This is a genomic window from Dictyobacter aurantiacus (assembly GCF_003967515.1).
GTDB classification, from domain to species: domain Bacteria; phylum Chloroflexota; class Ktedonobacteria; order Ktedonobacterales; family Ktedonobacteraceae; genus Dictyobacter; species Dictyobacter aurantiacus.
The window spans coordinates 5,909,206-5,922,954 of record NZ_BIFQ01000001.1 but is presented as its reverse complement, the minus strand read 5'-3'; the positions used below and the strand labels follow the sequence as shown (position 1 = coordinate 5,922,954).

Below are 13,749 nucleotides of genomic sequence, written 5' to 3'. Positions count from 1 at the left end.
AATACTTCGCCCTCCCACATCGTACGTGCCGGGCTTGCCCCGGCTTTTGACGCGCAGCGGCCCCTCGCCGGGCTTGCCCCGACTTATGGCTTTCCCCGACTTGTCACCGCCGCCTCGACTTTGGCTGACACCTGCTCCGCGGCACGGCGCCGCGCCCGCATGATCGACGCGACAATAGCGACTCCCAGCACCAGTGCGATAAACAGCAGCGAGAGCCAGGTCGGCACATGATAAAAACCTGAGACTACCATCTTCAGGCCCACAAAACACAGAATGACGGCCAGGCCAGCCTGCAGATAGTGGAACTTATGAATGATGTTGGCAAACACAAAGTACAGCGAACGCAGACCCAGGATGGCAAACACATTCGAGGTATAGACGATAAACGGATCGGTCGTCACCGAGAAGATGGCCGGAATGGAGTCGACGGCGAACAACAAATCGCTCGTCTCGATCACCAGCAGAACCAGCAGCAGAGGCGTGATCATCAGTGTGCCCTCGCGCCTCACCACAAAAAGATCCTTCACAAAATCATCGCTGACCGGCACGAAGCGACGCACGAACTTCACCAGCGGATTATGCTCTGGATTGACATTCTCATCCTTCTGTACGCCCATGCGTATGCCTGTAAAGATTAAGAAGGCACCAAAGATGTAGATGATCCAGTGGAACTGCTCGATCAGCACGGACCCCACCGCGATCAGGATACCGCGCATGACGAGAGCGCCCATGATACCCCAGAAGAGCACACGATGTTGATAGGCGGCCGGCACACTAAAGTAGCCAAACAGCAGCACAAAAATGAAGATGTTATCGACACTCAGGGACTTCTCGATCAGGTAGCCCGTCAAAAACTGCAGCGCCACCTCGCTACCGCTCACAAAGTACAATCCCGCGTTAAACGCCAGCGCCAGCGAGATCCATACCGCGCTCCAGATCAGCGCCTCCTTCGTCGAAACCGCGTGCGACTTGCGATGAAATATCCCCAGATCCAGTGCCAGCAACACCAGCACAAACAAGTTAAACCATATCCATGGCCATACGCCCGTCAACAACATTCCTTAGCCTTTCTTCTCAACCTCTTCTTCAGACAACCCATCATATGGTCGGATCTCGCGTCCGATTTCTTCCCCCACCTGTCATTTTTTCCAGGTACACAACTGGAAGAAATACCGATGCCTCCAGCTCAAACATGGCATATATTGTAGGTGTCGGGCTTGCCCGACTTTCCCGGTGTCGGGCTTACCCCGACTCGTAGGTGTCGGGCTTGCCCCGACTTCGAATCAAAGGATACATACATGGAAAATACGACTTACGACACCGCATTGTTACGCGCACTCTCCAACCAGATGGCTGACGCGGTTGCCCGGGCCACGCCATCGCTGGTGACCGTGATGGGCCGCGCCCGCCAGGCCGGTAGTGGCGTCGTCATCGCGTCCGAGCTGGTGATTACAGCGAGTCATATACTTGAACGTGAAAATGACATCAAAATCCAATCACATGAGCAAACAGAATTTTCGGCGACGTTAGCTGGTCGCGATCGCACGAGCGATCTGGCCGTGTTGCGCGTGCCGGGACTCAAACTACCACCTGCCGCAACTGCCACGGAGGCCGCGCGCGTGGGACAACTGGTGCTGGCGCTGGGGCGTCCATCCGAAGACGGAGTGATGGCCAGTTCTGGCATCGTCAGCGCGCTGGGCGGACCCCTGCGCACCGGACAGGGAACGATCCTTGAGCGCTACATCCGCACCGACGCCACACCCTATCCCGGCTTCTCCGGCGGTCCCCTGCTCGACACACAAGGACAGGTTCTGGGCATCCTGACCACAGGCATCGCCAATGGCGTACCCCTGGCGATCCCGATGGCGCAGGCAAAGGCTATCGCCGACGACCTGACGCAGCAAGGATACATCAAGCGCGGCTTCCTGGGTCTGAGCAGCCAGCTCGTACATCTGCCCGAGGCTCAGCGCGCCGGTCGCGCACAGGATCACGGCCTGCTGATCGTCAACGTGGAGGAGAAGAGTCCGGCCCAGCAGGCGGGCTTGCTCGTCGGTGATATCCTGGTCAGCCTCGATGGCCATACCATCACCGATACCGAGGATCTGCAGTTGCTGCTCACAGGTGACCGCGTCGGCACAGCCCTGCCGGTTGAAGTGATCCGTGGTAATGCTGTGCAGACCCTCACGGTCACACCCGGCCAGCGCCAATAAACCATCACCAGGCACGGTCCATATCATCTGGTAGGCGGAAGAAGAACCGGTTCCACGCTTCTTCCCTGGACACTTTAGGTATAAACATACAGTATTTGGACAGCATAGAGAACGGATCGGTTTTCAACATGACACAATCAACACCTTCAATACAGTCTTCGTCCCCGCTACCTGATGCCTTTTCATCCACGCTCAGCGGACTCTTTAACCACGTACGACCGGCCATCGTGCAGGTGCGCAACGAGCGCCACGGCGGCGGCACCGGCATCGTCTGGCAGGCGGACGGCCAGATCATTACCAACAACCACGTCGTCCCCCGCGATGGCGCCGACATCCAGATCCACTTTACCGACGGACGCACGCTACCGGCCCGCGTCCTCCATCGCCAGCCTCAGTTCGACCTGGCTCTGCTCAAGGTCGACAGCACAGAACCACTACCTACGCTGCCCGCCGGCGACTCCGCCAGCCTGCGCGTCGGCGAATGGGTCTTCGCCATCGGGCACCCCTGGGGACAGCGCTGGACGGTCACGGCGGGTGTCGTCAGTACGATGAGCACACGCCAGGTCGAGCCCGAGGTGAGCATCCCCTACATCAAATCGGACGTGCGCCTCGCCCCCGGCAACTCCGGCGGACCCCTGCTCAACGCCGATGGAGAGGTCGTAGGCATCAACGCTATGATCTTCGGCGGCGATCTCTCGGTCTCCATCCCCAGCAACGTCGTCAGCGCATGGCTCAAGGATCTTCCGAAATCCCAGGCCATCCTCGGCGTCGGTCTGCAGCAGATCGAATTGCCAGCCGCCATCAAACAGCAGCTCTCCAGCGGCCACGGCGACAACGCCCTGCTCGTCGTCAGCCTCATCGAACGCCCCACCGACCAGCAATCCATCTTGCTCGGCGACCTGCTGCTCGAACTCGAAGGTCAGCCCATCGCCGGGGTCCACACCATCCGCCAGCACCTCGCCAGCAAAGCGCCCGGCCAATCCGTCACCCTCACCATCGCCCGCGCCGGTACCATCCAAACCCTCACCACCATCCTCCTCCCGAAACCTCGCCAAGACCTTCTTGACACATACCTGATCTATCCATTGGACTAAAATCCTTGCGAAGATAAAGAAAAGCCTGTGATAAATGAACTCAAGGGCGGTATGATTTTAAGCACTGAGGGCAGGAATTGAATGTGAATCTTGGGAAGCAGCGGCTTTTCTTCCAAGCAACGCCGCTTCCCATCTCGTTGCCTTCCATCGATATCTCGTCAATCGGTTTTGAAATTGGTTGCTTCTTTCAACAATGCTTGTTACATGGGCAAGACTTCTTCCTTGTGGGGAGGGAAATCACTCATCCTGGACAGGATGTGCAAACAGAGGTCTTTCATACTCCATGTCCTGCCAAATACATTCGAGAGGATCATCACAGCGACCTCAGAACGTCGATTGGCGAAAAGACTTGCTTCATATCCAAGCACGGCCCCTCCGTGACCAACTGCCACCATGTCGCCACGCCGGAAAACCTGGAAACCTCGTCCATATCCTTCTGAGAGCGCGCTATTCATCTGGATAGCTGGATGCTCGAAGTGTTCTTGAATGGTGTGTGGCGAAAGAAGAAGCCCCGGTTGTCCACCCAGCAAAAACTGAGCAAAACGAGATAAATCGTTCATCGACGTATAGAGTGCTCCATTCGGTACTTTATAGCCACGTCCTTGATGCTCTTTCTCAGCAGTTTCCGTATCAATTGTTCCCTGTTTGAGGAAGTATCCTTTCGCGAGATAGGGCATGATTTCACTCGTGAGGTGAAATGCGGTGTGGCGCATCCCTAATGGCGAAAGAATATGGTGTTGCACATACTCTACATAGGGTTGCTTGCACGCACGGCTTAAGGCTACACCAAGGATGGCATAGCCGATATTTGAATAGAAACAGCATGTTCCCGGTTCGTACACGAATTTCGTGTGCGGCAGCGCCATCAAAAGCGTTTGCTCCCACTCGGCAACAGCGCCGGTGAAAAACTGGGGAAGGAGGGCCGGTTCACGATCCAACCCGGCAGTGTGTGTTGCAAGTTGACCAAATGTCACAGGAGAAAATCTGTTGTCCTTCGCTCCTTGTATCTCCTTCATTTCAGGAAGATACATTTCCACTGGATCAGAGAGGCGAACCACGCCTTTTTCAACAAGCTGGGTCAAAAAGAGTGCCGTGAACATTTTGGTAATTGATCCAATACGATAGACTGTCTGGCTACTCGCTTGGCGGCTTTGCTCCTGGTTAGCATAACCATAGCTTTTTGCCCACAAAAGACCCTGTTTTGCAACAATCCCAACCGTCAGACCTCCAGCGGAATCCAAGGCAAAACGTGCGGCCACAAGCTCATCGATCTGCGCAAGTGTGTGCGAGATCTCTGGGAACAACGCAACCTGCCCTGCATCAGGCTCAACATCATGATTTTCATCCAAAAAGTTTTTTGTCTTTTCCATTCTTTTCCTTCTCTTCTTCATGAGGGTTGTGTCCCATCAGCCAGCAGCGGAGGCTGTATCGCCAAGATTCGAGTCACGCGCTTACGCCGTGAGCGTGATCCATAGGAATGAGCATGAATGATCACGAACCACTCCACTTCCGAAGATGGCCAGAGTTCTAGCTGAGGGTTCTGATAAGGGTGGTCATAGAGGCGTGGGTTGCCAATTCGCCGGAGATGGGTATCATCTGGTTGCCACTCGACAGAATATTTCGCTAGAGGGTGTTCTCCATATTCGAGAGCGAGCGTATCCTGAAAGATATTGATCAGCACTTTTTTTCCTGCTAGGCCGCGCTCGCCGTAAAGCAGAAAATCGCGAAAACGCGCATAGCCTGCTTTGGTGAGCGTGCGCGTTTCACCAATAGCGGAAAAAGCGCGGTACATGTAATCCGGCTCGAACTGCTTTCCTGTCACCCATCCAAGCACTTCTGCGGGTGAGCGACGGCCGTCTTCTCGTTGCTCATGAGCGAAGTGCTTTTGGTAGTTGTAGTTACGAACCCATTTTTCGTGCGTAGCTAGCAGGTCATCCCAGGTTTTTGCTTCCTCAAAATACCAATCGGCCATACGTCTTTGAGTATTAAATGCTGTTTCTATATAATTTTGCCATGCTTGCCGTAATTCTATCTCTTCTTTGCGAATGCTGAAAGCATTGTAAATCTGCCTTGCTTCGTGCGAGAGAAAAACACCGCCATGATCGCTCACAATAGTATTGGGACAGCCGTGCTTACGGATAGCAGCATAGAGGACAGAAAGATACGCAGCAGCGTCTTGGCGACGACTGATCGCTGAGGCCAAGATCGCCCGTGAATAGTTCTCCAATATGCTAATACAGTAAATTTTGTCTTCATCCTCAATATGGTGCATGTCGATATAGCGAATATCCACTGACCAAAATTGATGCCTCCGATTGGCTCGAAAAGGCATTTCTTTCTTTGGACGACCGCTATGGACCGGCATTTTGATATGGTAAAGTTCCCGATTAAGTGCAAGAATACGACCGCAGGTGCGAGGGGAAAGCTTGATTCCCATCTGTTCTAACGCGGCGCTGACCCGATACTCTCCCAGTTCCGGGTTGATCTGCATTTTCTTGACCTCCTGCATAGCTTGGAGTGTCACCTTGGTCGCGGGTTGATTAGGGCGGCTCGACTTGTCAACCAGCCCAGCGAACTGTTCCTCAACCCATCGCTTGAGTGTGGCATAGATGGTCTGGCGCGACGTACCCAAATAGCCCGCTATCGAAGTCGGAGTCCAACCCTCGGCGTGCAGTCGAATGATAGCCAGTCGTCGCTCCCGAGGATCGGTCACGTCTTCGAACAGTGGAAAACGGCGCGTGGTACGGGATGGTTTGGGGCCATCAGCAAGAGTGAGCTTAATGGTTTGAGCTGAGGGCCTCCGACCAAATTGGATATACAGAATGCGGGCAATCTCATCAACATGATGCTCTGGATACTCCGCGTGCAAGTCTACAATGGCCTGGCGCATGGGGGGAGGGAGAATACGTTTATCGAGCTTAGAAATTGCCGGTAGTGGCTCTGGCGGAAGAAAACTTGCCATGCCTGACACATCAAAGAGGTTTGCCTGGTAGTAGATGGTACTGCGTGGCTCCCCGGTTTCAGCGGCTCGTTCCTTCGCGCTCACGCCAAATAAAATCACGGGTCTAATCAACTCATATTTGATCTGAGCAGCATCCTTGAGCTGTGGGCGGATCTGCGACCACTCATGGGTAGGTTCTCGACGCTCGTATCTCCGTTTGGGCATAGCTTCCCCTTCCAGGACAACATACCGTATTTCGATGCAAAACGTGGATATTCCCCTGTAAACATCTTACCCGGTTTATGTTGTCCTGACAAGGATTTTAGTCCAACGGATAGATCAGGTATGTGTCAAGAAGGTCTTGGCGAGGTTTCCCCTCCCCACCCAATAAAAGCGGGGATGCAAGAAGCGGCCAGACCCTTGCCTGGGTCTGGCCGCTTCTTGCATCCCCGCGTCATCTTACCAACTCATTTAAATTGCTAATCTGCTGAATGAGCCGCCTGGCTGGGGCGATAGCTGCCCGCCGGAGTGCGAAAAGCCACATTCAGACGATTCCACGCATTGATGGTACAGATCACCAGCGTAAGATTCGCCAGTTCCTTATCAGTGAAATGCGGACGGACACGCTCATAGACCTCATCGGGTATATGATCTTCGGCCACCAGGGTGACGGCCTCGGTCCATTCCAGGGCCGCGCGTTCTCGCTCACTGTAGAACGGCGCCTCTCTCCAGGCGGACAGCAGATAGAGACGTTGCTCACTCTCACCTTCAGCACGAGCATCTTTGGCATGCATATCCAGGCAGAATGCACATCCATTGATCTGTGAGGCTCGCATGTCAACAAGATGTATCAGTGAGCTCTCCAGACCACAGGTATTTACATACTCCTGGAGCTGAAACATGGCCTTTCGCGCTTCCGGCGCGGCCAGGGCATAACGAAGACGAGCATCCATATCGTTTCTCCTTATTCACTGGTTGAATTTCTAACACAAAACACGTATACTATCCTGGACAAATTATATCCATATTATATATTCATGGACAATTTTTATCAAGGATATTATCTGTCCAGGATGCGCAGTAATTCAGGCCAATACTATCCAGGATAGCCATTGTCGATGGTGGTATCAGATCATAGATTCGATCAGCATCAGGAGAAAAGCAGCGATGAAACTAAGCGAAGGAGTTGAGTGGGGATTACATTGTGTGAGCGTGCTGGCGGAGCTGCCGCCGGGGGCTACATTACCAACGAAAGCACTGGCCCAATATCACGGCCTTTCAGAGACCTACCTGGCCAAGCATCTTCAGGCACTTACCAACGCACGCATCATCGAATCATTGCCCGGTCCCAAAGGAGGCTACCGCCTGCAACGTTCGCCTGAAGAGATTACGGTACTAGAAGTGGTGGAAGCTATAGACGGACGTGAGCCACTCTTTCGCTGCACAGAGATTCGCCAGCAAGGTCCACTCGCCCAGGAACCTCAAGCATATCGGCGCCCTTGCGGAATCCATGTGGTAATGGCACAGGCAGAAAAAGCCTGGCGCGATGCGTTGCGCGAGCAAACGATTGCCGATCTTGTCGCACATTATCAGCACGATGTCGCTGTCAAACAACAGCAGAGAAGTACGCAGTGGGTCACGGAACGTATGCGCCGCGCATGAAAAATAAATTCCCCCTGCATTTTCTTGGAAAACCTTTTCTTGCCATGGTATGATGTTTACAATAAACTCTGGCATCATCGTGCCCTAACAGGAAGAGGAGTCTATTTCTACAATGACAAAGAAAACCAACGTAGGTGTGATTGGCTGTGGACAAATCAGTTCTATCTACCTGGAAGCCCCGAGCAAGTTTGACATTTTGAATTTCACCGCATGCGCAGATATCGATATGGATCGCGCCCGCGCCCAGGCCCAGCGCTACAATGTTCCCAAAGCCTGCACCCCTGAGGAACTACTGGCCGATCCCGAGATCGACATCGTTCTCAATCTGACCATCCCGAAGGTCCATGCCGAGATCGGCATGGCCGCCATTGAGGCCGGCAAAGCCACCTATAGCGAGAAGCCGCTGGCCATCAATCGCCAGCAGGGACGCACCCTGCTTGAGTTGGGCAAGGGCCAGAACCGGCGTGTGGGCTGCGCCCCCGATACCTTCCTGGGTGGTGGCATCCAGACCTGCATCAAGCTGATCAACGATGGGGCGATCGGTGAGCCGATCGGCGCAACCGCCTTCATGCTCGGCCACGGTCCCGAGAGCTGGCACGCCGATCCGAACTTCTTCTACCAGCCTGGTGCCGGCCCGATGTTCGATATGGGACCCTACTACCTGACTGCCTTGATCGCTATGCTGGGACCCGTGCGCCGCGTGACCGGCTCGGCCCGCATTACGTTCCCGGAGCGCCTGATTACCAGCCAGCCGCGCTATGGTACGAAGATCCAGGTCAATACGCCGACGCATATCGCGGGCGTGATGGATTTCGCCAGCGGCGCCGTCGGCTCGATCATCATGAGCTTCGACGTCTGGTCACACCAGCTGCCGCGCATCGAGATCTATGGCACCGAGGGGACCCTGGTCGTGCCCGATCCCAATACCTTCGGCGGCCCCGTCTACGTGCGTACGGCACAGGAAAAAGAGTGGCGCGAGGTGGCGCTGACGCATGCCTACGCCGAGAATAGCCGTGGCATCGGCCTGGCCGACATGGCCCACGCCATCAATTCTGGTCGCGTCCATCGCGCCAACGGCGACCTGGCCTACCACGTGCTCGACATCATGGAGGCCTTCCATGACGCCTCCGACCAGAACAAGCACATCGAGCTGACCAGCATGTGCGAGCGCCCGGCCCCTCTCAATCCAGGCCAACACGACTGGAGCGAAGATCGCTAATCTATACGGGCGCAAACCCAACGTAGCGCCGGGAATGTCAGCCATTCCCGGCCTGCAGCTATTCTCATATATCATCTACGCGTGGTATCCTTCATATATATCTCTCAATGGCAAAGGTACAGCAGTCACGCCTCACCACGCACGCATATCCACACATAACCGCTGTACCATAGTGACAGATAGGAGAACACTGCAATGGGCAGAGACGTAGCGAATCGACGATTACGAGCCGGCATCGTGGGCGGCGGCAAAGGTTCTTTTATCGGCGCGGTCCATCGCGTCGCAGCTGAATTGGATGGGCAGGCGCAGGTAGTGGCGGGCGCCATGTCGACCGATCCGCAGCGTGCCGAAGAGTCCGCCAAAGCCTGGTTCCTGGATCGCTCCTACGCCAGCTTCGAGGAGATGGCCGAGAAAGAGGCCAGCCGACCCGATGGTATCGACTTTGTAATTGTGGCTACCCCCAACCATATGCACTACCCGGTGGCCAAAGCCTTCCTGCAGCACGGCATCCACGTGGTCTCCGATAAGCCTATGTCCTTCAGCCTGGAGCAGGCGCAGGAAGAGGTGGCGCTGGTCGAGAGCAAGAACCTGATCTTCGCCCTGACCCACAACTATACCGGCTATCCTATGGTACGCCAGGCGCGCGACCTGGTGCGCAGCGGCGCCCTGGGCGAGATCCGCAAGGTAATCGTCGAATATATCCAGGACTGGCTGATGGAGCCGCAGGAGCAGTCCGGCAATAAGCAGGCCGCATGGCGTACCGATCCCACAAAGTCCGGCATCGCCGGCTGCGTGGGCGACATCGGCACCCACGGCGAGAACCTGCTGGAGTTCATCACCGGCCAGAAGATCGCCTCGCTGAGCGCCGACCTGAGCACCTTCGTGCCGGGACGCCAGCTCGACGACGACGCCAACATGCTGCTGCGCCTGGAGAACGGCGCCAAGGGACTGCTGACCTGCTCGCAGATCGCGGCTGGCGAGGAGAATAACCTCAATATCCGCGTCTACGGCACGCGCGCCGGACTCGAATGGCATCAGATGGAGCCAAATACGCTCCTCTTCAAGCAGCCGGGACAGCCGACGCAGATCTATCGCACCAATGCGCCCTACACCAGCGAAGAGGCCCGCGCGGCCGCACGCACGCCCGGCGGACATCCCGAGGGCTTCTACGAGGCCTTCGCCAACATCTACCGCATGGCCATCGCCGACATCCGGCGCGTCGAATCCGGTGAGAAACCCCTCGGTGGCTACCCCACCGTCTACGACGGTCTGCGCGGCATGCTCTTCATCACCAAAGCCGTCGAAAGCTCCCAGAAGGGCGCCACCTGGGTCGATATGAAACTCTAATCCCGACGCGCCCGAACAACAACCAGCAGCCCGGCGGCTATTCTTTCGCAGAATAGCCGCCGGGCTGTTCATTGGCAAGACATCGTCTATTAAAACAAAACCATCTTACTGTCCAGAAGAAGAGCAATTCCCTATACAAAGGGCCAGAACCTGTTCAGAAAGCAGGTCGTTGGTACTTCAGGCTATACTAAATGAGAGTGGGCTTGCTAAGAGGGGCAATATGCAGGAGGGATGGCAGCTTTCCCGCACAAGTGAGGGGGTATGAAAGTCATGGCGGCTGAGCAACAAAGCAGGCCAGAGGTCACCAGCAATGATCTGTACAGGGATATTGGGCGCGAAATCACGGCCAGGCTTCAATTGCAAAACCATATCCTGCTGGCCTTTGTCACGGTATCCAGCACCGTAATCGCCGCGTCCCTCACGCAACCAGACTTTAACTACCTCGACGTCGGCGTCGGCTTTCTAGCCCTGGTGACGGCCGCCCTCAGTGCCCATCAAGGTGTCATGATGAGCACGCTGCGCTTACATCAAAAAATACTGCTTGAGCGGGCCAACCCCAACTTATATTCCACCTGGCATCATCTCTACACTGAAAAAGTCAGCCATCAGCAACATATCAGTGATTGCATTCAGCTCTTCCTCTACCTCGTACTGGGAATCGCTGCCCTCAGCGCCATGAGCTTCCCGCTCTCCCAGTTTAAATGGATCTTCTTCTGGCTAAGCGCCACGTGCTTCAGCTTATCGCTCATCTGCATTATCTACGGCTGGAAAAAATGTGAACAGATAGATCTGCAACAACCGCAGCAGCAGAACGATTGTCCGCCGTAAATGTGCATCATATGTTTGCAGAGAGGAAGGCAACAAGAAAAAGGCAAGGCCTTGACAGCTTCATCCATCAACAAATAACATTCATGGACGAAAACACAGCTGGAGTAAAATGCTTCTATAGAAAGGAATCCATCTCCTTTGATGCGCAGTTTTTATTTGCTAGAACTCTGGGTCGATCCGGGTGGTGCTCGCAAGGCCGACTACTATCTCTTCTCCGGTGTTGAAGAGATCAAACAAGCATTGGCAGACGATTTGAGTCAGCAAAGGCTAGGACCCTATTTGGTTCTCTGGTATGGAGAGGTCATCAATTTGTTTGTCTATTCTGAGGGGAAGATGGTCTGGAAAAAGGACTTGCATCCTTACATCACCTTCCACCTTCCTGGTTATCCTCCCCTGCAAGGTACTGCTGATGGTTATATCCTCGACGTGAGCAACGTAGACCTTCTCCCCTCAGACCAAACGCGTCAGAATTCACAGCGGCAGATCTCTCGTGACGAGCTCATCGACATCCTTTGGCCGACAGAACCAGCGAGTTCTGGGCAGGAGTCAGCTGTTCGAGTGGAGATTGATTGGGCTGCGATAGATATCCCCGCACTGGAAGGACCACGCTTGCAACCAGGTGAGGTGGTGACGTGCAGGCAGTCCTACACCAATGAAGAAGAGCACTTCGAGTATGGTTACAACTCGTTGGAAGAGTGAAGCATCTTGTGTTGTTTGAAGCATTGCTCTTGTGGATCTCGTTTCTTGTCACTCGGTGTAGGGGCAGCTTTGCTGATGAGAAAATGCTGTCTCTACGCTCTTAATTGCAGAATGACTTGAGCCTCAATGTACCAGTAATCGACGCAGATCGGAGATAAGCTGTTCCAGCAGGGGCCGGGAAACATAGTGCTGGGGTGAGCGCACAAGGCCGACAGGCAAGGCCAGCTGTTCACAGTCCACCAGCGGCCTCAGGACAGTCCCCTCCAGAGGATAGGTGGCGGCCCTGGCGGGGATGATGGCTATCCCAATGCCGGACTTTACCCCCGACTTGAGCGCTTCAAAGCTGCTGATCTCCATGCACGGTTGAACACTCAGGCCACGCGGACTGAAAAAGTGCTCAATCGTCTCCCTGTAGGCGCAGTACTGACCGGTGAGGAGCAGACGCTGCCCCTGCAGGTCGGCTGGCGTTATCTGAGCCTGTTGGGCCAACGGATGGGACTCCGGGAGCAGTAAGGCGATGGGCTCAAAAAAGAGCGGCTCAAATGTCAGACCCAGTTCGGCTGGAGGAGGAGAGCAGAGGCCAATCTCAAGCTGGCCCGCCGCTACGCGCTGGCAGATGAAACGCGTCCCCGTTACCTCCAACGTTACGTGCACCTGTGGATGGCGTTGGCAGAGTGCGGCCAGCAGCGGCATCAGATAGACGCTGGCCGCGGGCTCAATTACCCCGATGCGCAGGCTCCCGGCCTCGCCGGCGACGATCTCCTTCATGGTCTGCTCAAGCGTACGCGCATGTTGCAGCAGGGCGTCCGCCTGTTCATAGAGCGCCTGCCCGGCGGTCGATAGCTGGATCTGCTTGCCCTGCCGCACAAAGAGCTTGAAGCCCAGTTCCGCCTCCAGGTGCTGCACGTGGAGCGTAATCGTGGAGGGTGCATAGGAGAGGCTCTCCGCCGCCCGAATAAAGCTCCCCTCGCGTACAATCGTCTGAAAGGTCGCCAGGTACCGTAGTTCCACGCCTCTCCTCCATTCAGTGGAAATGAAAGAAACATTCAAAAAGTTTATATTGACACTATAACACAGCCGACTCTATGCTTGGTAGGTCTTCATGAAGAAGATACCTCACTAGAAAACATCGATTGTAGACACGCTTAGCACACTTATAAGGCTGAATGAAGGGAGATCATAATGCAAGATGTTGAACTATACGCCGACCTCATTACACAATTGTCGAAATGGGCGCATCGTGAGGTGAAGAATCTCACAGAACAGGAACTGGCCTGGCAGCCAGACGCGGAGGGAAATTCAATCGGGGTGACGGTCTGGCATGTCGGCCGCTGGCTGGATGTGACCGCACGCCTGCTGCAAGGGCAACCAGCCACGCAGGAGCTCTGGCTTACACGCGGCTGGGCCGAACGCACCGGCTACAATCCGCAAGGCATCGGAGAGCAAGGACTGGGCACCGTAACTGGCTATACGCAACAGGAGGTCGCAGCCATCCCTCTTCTGAGCGCTCAGGATCTACTCCTGTACCTGCGTCAGACCAGTAATGCGCTCTCGACCTTCCTGCGCTCCCTATCCTCATCCGAGCCGCTGCAAGAGCCGCTCTATCCAGGTGCTCCATACACCAAACAACAGCTGCTCCAGACCGTCTTCCTCGGCACCTGCGGCCACATGGGCGAGATAGAGGCCCTCAAAGCCATGATGCGACGCCGCGCCAGCCTCACAGCATAACCTCTTCCCGCAATGGCTGTT

15 protein-coding genes are annotated in these 13,749 nt (G+C 55.2%); 8 read left to right on the top strand and 7 right to left on the bottom strand.

The window, feature by feature from the left end:
- Window positions 1-83 precede the first annotated feature (83 nt).
- Window positions 84-1,055, bottom strand: a complete 972-nt coding sequence (locus tag KTT_RS23880) for a TerC family protein (RefSeq protein WP_162511819.1) — start codon at window positions 1,053-1,055, stop codon at window positions 84-86.
- Between the two features lie 243 nt (window positions 1,056-1,298).
- On the opposite strand from KTT_RS23880, the gene KTT_RS23875 reads away from it, so the two are divergent.
- Window positions 1,299-2,210 (top strand): S1C family serine protease, encoded by a 912-nt coding sequence (locus tag KTT_RS23875; RefSeq protein ID WP_126598962.1) that lies wholly within the window; start codon window positions 1,299-1,301, stop codon window positions 2,208-2,210.
- Window positions 2,211-2,214: 4 nt separating this feature from the next.
- Here the strand turns inward: KTT_RS23875 and KTT_RS36425 are convergent, their stop codons facing one another.
- Window positions 2,215-2,400 (bottom strand): hypothetical protein, encoded by a 186-nt coding sequence (locus tag KTT_RS36425; protein ID WP_162511797.1) that lies wholly within the window; start codon window positions 2,398-2,400, stop codon window positions 2,215-2,217.
- On the bottom strand, window positions 2,393-2,518 hold the full coding sequence (locus tag KTT_RS37440) for a hypothetical protein (RefSeq protein ID WP_268904517.1): 126 nt from the start codon (window positions 2,516-2,518) through the stop codon (window positions 2,393-2,395). Before KTT_RS37440 ends, KTT_RS36425 begins: the two co-directional genes overlap by 8 nt.
- Here KTT_RS37440 and KTT_RS37735 point away from each other — a divergent pair.
- Window positions 2,477-3,304: a S1C family serine protease gene (locus KTT_RS37735; protein ID WP_371864903.1), complete on the top strand. Its 828-nt coding sequence runs from the start codon at window positions 2,477-2,479 to the stop codon at window positions 3,302-3,304. The genes KTT_RS37440 and KTT_RS37735 overlap by 42 nt on opposite strands.
- Before the next feature lie 200 nt (window positions 3,305-3,504).
- On the opposite strand, the gene KTT_RS23865 is transcribed toward KTT_RS37735, so the two are convergent.
- The 3 genes from KTT_RS23865 to KTT_RS23855 form a co-directional block, all read right to left on the bottom strand.
- Window positions 3,505-4,674, bottom strand: a complete 1,170-nt coding sequence (locus KTT_RS23865; RefSeq protein WP_160146089.1) for a serine hydrolase domain-containing protein — start codon at window positions 4,672-4,674, stop codon at window positions 3,505-3,507.
- A gap of 17 nt (window positions 4,675-4,691) precedes the next feature.
- A complete protein-coding gene (locus KTT_RS23860; protein WP_126598955.1) occupies window positions 4,692-6,470 on the bottom strand; it encodes a helix-turn-helix domain-containing protein in 1,779 nt (592 codons plus the stop codon).
- 254 nt (window positions 6,471-6,724) lie between these two features.
- Window positions 6,725-7,198: a carboxymuconolactone decarboxylase family protein gene (locus KTT_RS23855; RefSeq protein WP_126598953.1), complete on the bottom strand. Its 474-nt coding sequence runs from the start codon at window positions 7,196-7,198 to the stop codon at window positions 6,725-6,727.
- A gap of 214 nt (window positions 7,199-7,412) precedes the next feature.
- Between KTT_RS23855 and KTT_RS23850 the strand changes: the two genes are divergently transcribed.
- The 5 genes from KTT_RS23850 to KTT_RS23830 all read left to right on the top strand — a co-directional run bounded on the left by KTT_RS23850 (window position 7,413) and on the right by KTT_RS23830 (window position 12,000).
- Window positions 7,413-7,907, top strand: a complete 495-nt coding sequence (locus KTT_RS23850; RefSeq protein WP_126598951.1) for an RrF2 family transcriptional regulator — start codon at window positions 7,413-7,415, stop codon at window positions 7,905-7,907.
- A gap of 112 nt (window positions 7,908-8,019) precedes the next feature.
- On the top strand, window positions 8,020-9,126 hold the full coding sequence (locus tag KTT_RS23845) for a Gfo/Idh/MocA family protein (protein ID WP_126598949.1): 1,107 nt from the start codon (window positions 8,020-8,022) through the stop codon (window positions 9,124-9,126).
- Between the two features lie 195 nt (window positions 9,127-9,321).
- The gene (locus KTT_RS23840; RefSeq protein WP_126598947.1) at window positions 9,322-10,473 is read left to right on the top strand and encodes a Gfo/Idh/MocA family protein; all 1,152 of its coding nucleotides are present in this window, start codon (window positions 9,322-9,324) and stop codon (window positions 10,471-10,473) included.
- 270 nt (window positions 10,474-10,743) lie between these two features.
- Entirely contained in the window at window positions 10,744-11,301 is a 558-nt protein-coding gene (locus KTT_RS23835; protein ID WP_126598945.1) for a hypothetical protein, read from the top strand.
- 138 nt (window positions 11,302-11,439) lie between these two features.
- On the top strand, window positions 11,440-12,000 hold the full coding sequence (locus KTT_RS23830; RefSeq protein ID WP_126598943.1) for a hypothetical protein: 561 nt from the start codon (window positions 11,440-11,442) through the stop codon (window positions 11,998-12,000).
- Window positions 12,001-12,123: 123 nt separating this feature from the next.
- Here the strand turns inward: KTT_RS23830 and KTT_RS23825 are convergent, their stop codons facing one another.
- Window positions 12,124-13,011, bottom strand: a complete 888-nt coding sequence (locus KTT_RS23825) for a LysR family transcriptional regulator (protein ID WP_126598941.1) — start codon at window positions 13,009-13,011, stop codon at window positions 12,124-12,126.
- A 171-nt stretch (window positions 13,012-13,182) separates the two neighbouring features.
- Between KTT_RS23825 and KTT_RS23820 the strand changes: the two genes are divergently transcribed.
- The gene (locus KTT_RS23820) at window positions 13,183-13,728 is read left to right on the top strand and encodes a DinB family protein (protein ID WP_126598939.1); all 546 of its coding nucleotides are present in this window, start codon (window positions 13,183-13,185) and stop codon (window positions 13,726-13,728) included.
- The last annotated feature ends 21 nt before the right edge of the window (window positions 13,729-13,749 follow it).

Bases quoted from the DNA above. Each gene is read 5' to 3' on its own strand.
- KTT_RS23875 (WP_126598962.1), top strand. From the start codon at position 1,299: ATGGAAAATACGACTTACGACACCGCATTGTTACGCGCACTCTCCAAC.
- KTT_RS23865 (WP_160146089.1), bottom strand. From the start codon at position 4,674: ATGGAAAAGACAAAAAACTTTTTGGATGAAAATCATGATGTTGAGCCT.
- KTT_RS23860 (WP_126598955.1), bottom strand. From the start codon at position 6,470: ATGCCCAAACGGAGATACGAGCGTCGAGAACCTACCCATGAGTGGTCG.
- KTT_RS23855 (WP_126598953.1), bottom strand. From the start codon at position 7,198: ATGGATGCTCGTCTTCGTTATGCCCTGGCCGCGCCGGAAGCGCGAAAG.
- KTT_RS23850 (WP_126598951.1), top strand. From the start codon at position 7,413: ATGAAACTAAGCGAAGGAGTTGAGTGGGGATTACATTGTGTGAGCGTG.
- KTT_RS23845 (WP_126598949.1), top strand. From the start codon at position 8,020: ATGACAAAGAAAACCAACGTAGGTGTGATTGGCTGTGGACAAATCAGT.
- KTT_RS23840 (WP_126598947.1), top strand. From the start codon at position 9,322: ATGGGCAGAGACGTAGCGAATCGACGATTACGAGCCGGCATCGTGGGC.
- KTT_RS23835 (WP_126598945.1), top strand. From the start codon at position 10,744: ATGGCGGCTGAGCAACAAAGCAGGCCAGAGGTCACCAGCAATGATCTG.
- KTT_RS23820 (WP_126598939.1), top strand. From the start codon at position 13,183: ATGCAAGATGTTGAACTATACGCCGACCTCATTACACAATTGTCGAAA.